Raw genomic sequence first — 3,464 nt, 5'->3', positions numbered from 1 at the left:
TCAGACCCAAAACACCCAAAACCATCAAAACCCCACGTCAAAGCCCAAATCACCTATCCAGACGGTCGCAACTTCGGCTTAAACGCAGGTCACGACACGCCGCGCGGGCCGTCCCGCGCCGCCGATCAAGACTCTCCCATCAATGTCGCCGCCACGGTGGCCCCGAGGTTCCAGCACGCCTCGACATCGGCCTTGGTCGGCTTGCCCATCACCACGACCGTCTCCGCCGCCTTCACCCAGCCCAGCCCGGCGGTGATGCCGTCGATGGCGCGCTCGGCTCCCTCGGTGCCCTCATTGCCGTGCAGGTAAATGCCGAACGGTCGCCCGCGCGTCGAATCGAGGAGCTGGTAATACGACTGGTCGAACGCCACCTTGAGGGCACCGCTGATATAGCCCAGGTTCGCCGGGGTGCCCAGCACGTAGCCGTCCGCCTCCAGCATCTCGACCGGCGAGACCGTCAACGCCGGGCGGCGGACGACCTCGACGCCTTCGATCTCGGGGTCGGTCGCCCCGGCCACGACCGCCTCGAACATCTCCTGGCAGTGCGGCGACGGGGTGTGGTGGACGATCAGCAAACGCCGCACTAGCTGGCACTTTTCTTACTAAGTGGGTATTCGCCCAAATAATGCTTCATGGCACCGCTGAGGTACCCGAGATTTGCCGGCGTACCCAGCACATAGCCGTCGGCCTCCAGCATCTCGACCGGCGATACTGTGAGCGCTGGGCGGCGGACGACCTCGACGCCCTCGATATCGGGGTCGGTCGCACCGGCGACGACCGCCTCGAACATCTCCTGGCAGTGCGGCGACGGCGTGTGGTGGACGATCAGCAGACGCGGCACTAGCTGGCCTTTCGCCGAATAGAGGGGTATCCGCTCACATAGTCCGTGGTGCCGAACAGGTGGCCGTCGGCGTCGAGCATGTCGGGAAGCGTTGCGGCCAGGGCCGGCCTGGCGATCAGGTGGACGCCCTCAATCTCGGGGTCGTGGGCCCCGGCCGGCACCGCCTCCAGCAGCTCGCGGATGGTCGGCGACGGGGTGTGGTGCACGGTGAGCAGGGTCTTGGTCATCGCCGTGCCGGCGGCTCCTTTCTAGGCTCAGGGCCGTTTTCATGGCTTCGCGGGCCCGGCGGCGATCCCCCGCGTAGTCGTAGCCCCTGGCCAGCCGGTACCAGCGACGCCAGTCGTCGGGGTCGTCATGCAGTTCGGCGCGCACCATGTCGAACAGCGCGTCGGCCGCGGCGCGTTCGATGCGACCCGATGGCCGCCGCGGCAGTGCGCTGACGTCAAGTTCCATTTCGTCGTCGGCGATCAGCCTGGCCAGCTTCTGGTGCGCGAATCCGGCCCGCAGGGTGGCGATCATCGCCCACAGTCCGATAGCGGGCGTGACCAGCAGCGCCAGTCCCAGGCCGATGGCGGCAGCTCGGCCCGAGCCGATCAGCGCGACGGCGATGCGGCCCAGCAGGACGAAGTACACCAGCATGGCCGCACACAGGAAAGCGATCAGCAGCTGAATGCGCACGGTTCGCGCCATGCCCGTCATGCCCATCGCTGTAGCGTCATTGCAGGTCGAGCAACGGCTCGATGCCCAGGGTGAGGCCGGGACGCTCTCCGATGCGGCGCACCGACAGCAACACCCCGGGCACAAACGAGGTGCGGTCGAAGCTGTCGTGCCGGATAGTCAGCGTCTCTCCCTGGGTGCCGAACAGCACCTCTTGGTGAGCGACCAGCCCAGCCAGCCGCACCGCGTGCACCGGGATGCCGTCGACGTCGGCGCCACGGGCTCCGGGCAGGCTGGTGCTGGTGGCATCGGGATTGGGCGGCAAGCCTTTTCGGGCCTCGGCAATCAGCATGGCAGTACGGGTCGCCGTGCCCGACGGGGCATCGGCCTTGTTCGGGTGATGCAACTCGATGACCTCGGCCGAGTCGAAGAACCGGGCCGCCTGTTTGGCGAAATGCATGCACAGCACCGCCCCGATCGCGAAGTTCGGCGCGATCAGCACCGACGTCTCGGGCTTGTCGGCCAGCCACGACTCCACCTGCTGCAGCCGCTCCGCGGTGAAGCCAGTGGTTCCGACCACGGCGTGAATCCCGTTGGCAATCAAGAACTTCAGATTGTCCATCACGACGTCGGGGTGGGTGAAGTCGATGACCGCCTCGGTGTTGCCGTCGGTGAGCAGACTCAGCGGATCACCGGCGTCCACCTCGGCCGACAGGGTCAGATCTGCGGCGGCCCGGACCGCCGCCACCATCGTCGCTCCAACTTTGCCCTTGGCTCCCAGCACACCTACCCGCATTTGGTGAAGCCTACTGCGGCCGATCGATTCGCTCGCCCGCCAAGGTCCGACACCGGCCACGCACAGGACGATCAGGCAGGTGCGCCCACCGTTCGCTGGTATCAGGTCAGGGTTGCAGCCTGTCCAGCCGGCCGTTGCTGATACGGATCCGGTTGTGCAGCCGGTTCTCGCGACCCTGCCAGAATTCGACGACGTCGGGGGCGATACGGTAGCCACCCCACTGCGGCGGCACCGGAATCTGGTCCTGGTCGGCGAACCGACGCGTCACCTCCGAGAGCTGCGCGTCGAGCTCGGCGCGGGAACCGACGGGTCGCGACTGCTGCGATGCCCACGCGCCCAGCTGAGCACCGCGGGGCCGCTTGGACCAATACTCGAAAGTCTCGTCGGCGCTTACCTTGGTGACCGCACCGCGCACGTGGGCCTGGCGGCCCAACTCGTACCAGGGGAAGGTTGCCGACGCATACGGTGTCGCGGCGAGCTGCTGACCCTTCTCCGACGCGTAACTCGTAAAGAAAACCACACCCGACTCGTCCAGTAATTTGCAGAGCACCGAACGGCTCACCGGCTTTCCGTCGGCAACAGTGGCCAGCACCATCGCATTAGGTTCAATGACGCCGGCACGTTGCGCATCGCTCATCCACCGGCGGAGCAGCACGTGCCAGCCGACGTCGAGCCAGTGGAAGTCCAAATCGTCGCAACCGTCCTTTTCCGGACCGTATTCGCCACGCATCCTTGCCAACTCGTCGTCGTTAAGTTCGACGACCTGGGAGTTATCGTCCATCCCGACCTCCGGTGCTCCGCGAGCTTATCGCGCAATGGTCACATAAGATTTTTGCTACCGACCGTGCTGCCGGTAAGCCGAAACGGCACTCATGGGATCACATAATCGATAACACGGAATTCCTATCATATGATGAATTGATGCAGTCGCCGAAGGCACCGGATTTGTGTTACTGCTGCACAGTGTTGTGGTTTGTTCGGTAACGGTTTCGCCGCCGTTTACATTGACTGCTTGTCGGTAGCGACACGAGGCGCGCGATGGCAGTCGTCGTGGAGATTGGAGACACCATGGATGGTGCAGGTAGCCCGGCGACCGGTACGGCGCGGGTCAAGCGTGGTATGGCCGAGATGCTCAAGGGCGGCGTGATTATGGACGTCGTCACCGCGGAG

At 65.2% G+C, this 3,464-nt stretch carries 3 protein-coding genes and 4 pseudogenes; 1 reads left to right on the top strand and 6 read right to left on the bottom strand.

Features of this window, described 5'->3' with window-relative positions; all coding sequences use genetic code 11:
- Positions 1-125: 125 nt before the first annotated feature.
- The 6 genes and pseudogenes from BST40_RS27540 to pdxH form a co-directional block, all read right to left on the bottom strand.
- The gene (locus tag BST40_RS27540) at positions 126-584 is read right to left on the bottom strand and encodes a flavodoxin family protein (RefSeq protein ID WP_089025331.1); all 459 of its coding nucleotides are present in this window, start codon (positions 582-584) and stop codon (positions 126-128) included.
- A gap of 41 nt (positions 585-625) precedes the next feature.
- A pseudogene (locus BST40_RS27535) lies at positions 626-841 on the bottom strand (flavodoxin family protein); the annotation flags it as partial.
- A gap of 29 nt (positions 842-870) precedes the next feature.
- A pseudogene (locus BST40_RS27530) lies at positions 871-1,068 on the bottom strand (flavodoxin); the annotation flags it as partial.
- 1 nt (position 1,069) lies between these two features.
- Positions 1,070-1,531: pseudogene (locus BST40_RS27525) on the bottom strand (hypothetical protein); the annotation flags it as partial.
- Between the two features lie 25 nt (positions 1,532-1,556).
- Positions 1,557-2,294: a 4-hydroxy-tetrahydrodipicolinate reductase gene (dapB, locus tag BST40_RS27520; protein WP_075549921.1), complete on the bottom strand. Its 738-nt coding sequence runs from the start codon at positions 2,292-2,294 to the stop codon at positions 1,557-1,559.
- Between the two features lie 106 nt (positions 2,295-2,400).
- A complete protein-coding gene (gene pdxH, locus BST40_RS27515) occupies positions 2,401-3,075 on the bottom strand; it encodes a pyridoxamine 5'-phosphate oxidase (protein ID WP_075549920.1) in 675 nt (224 codons plus the stop codon).
- 287 nt (positions 3,076-3,362) lie between these two features.
- Between pdxH and BST40_RS29775 the strand changes: the two are divergent.
- Positions 3,363-3,464, top strand: a pseudogene (locus tag BST40_RS29775) (pyridoxal 5'-phosphate synthase lyase subunit PdxS); the annotation flags it as partial.

This window comes from Mycobacterium persicum (assembly GCF_002086675.1).
In the GTDB taxonomy this organism is placed as follows: domain Bacteria; phylum Actinomycetota; class Actinomycetes; order Mycobacteriales; family Mycobacteriaceae; genus Mycobacterium; species Mycobacterium persicum.
This window is presented reverse-complemented; position numbering and strand designations above follow the sequence as displayed.

Coding starts and splice junctions, on each gene's coding strand:
- dapB (WP_075549921.1), bottom strand. CDS start 2,294: ATGCGGGTAGGTGTGCTGGGAGCCAAGGGCAAAGTTGGAGCGACGATG.
- pdxH (WP_075549920.1), bottom strand. CDS start 3,075: ATGGACGATAACTCCCAGGTCGTCGAACTTAACGACGACGAGTTGGCA.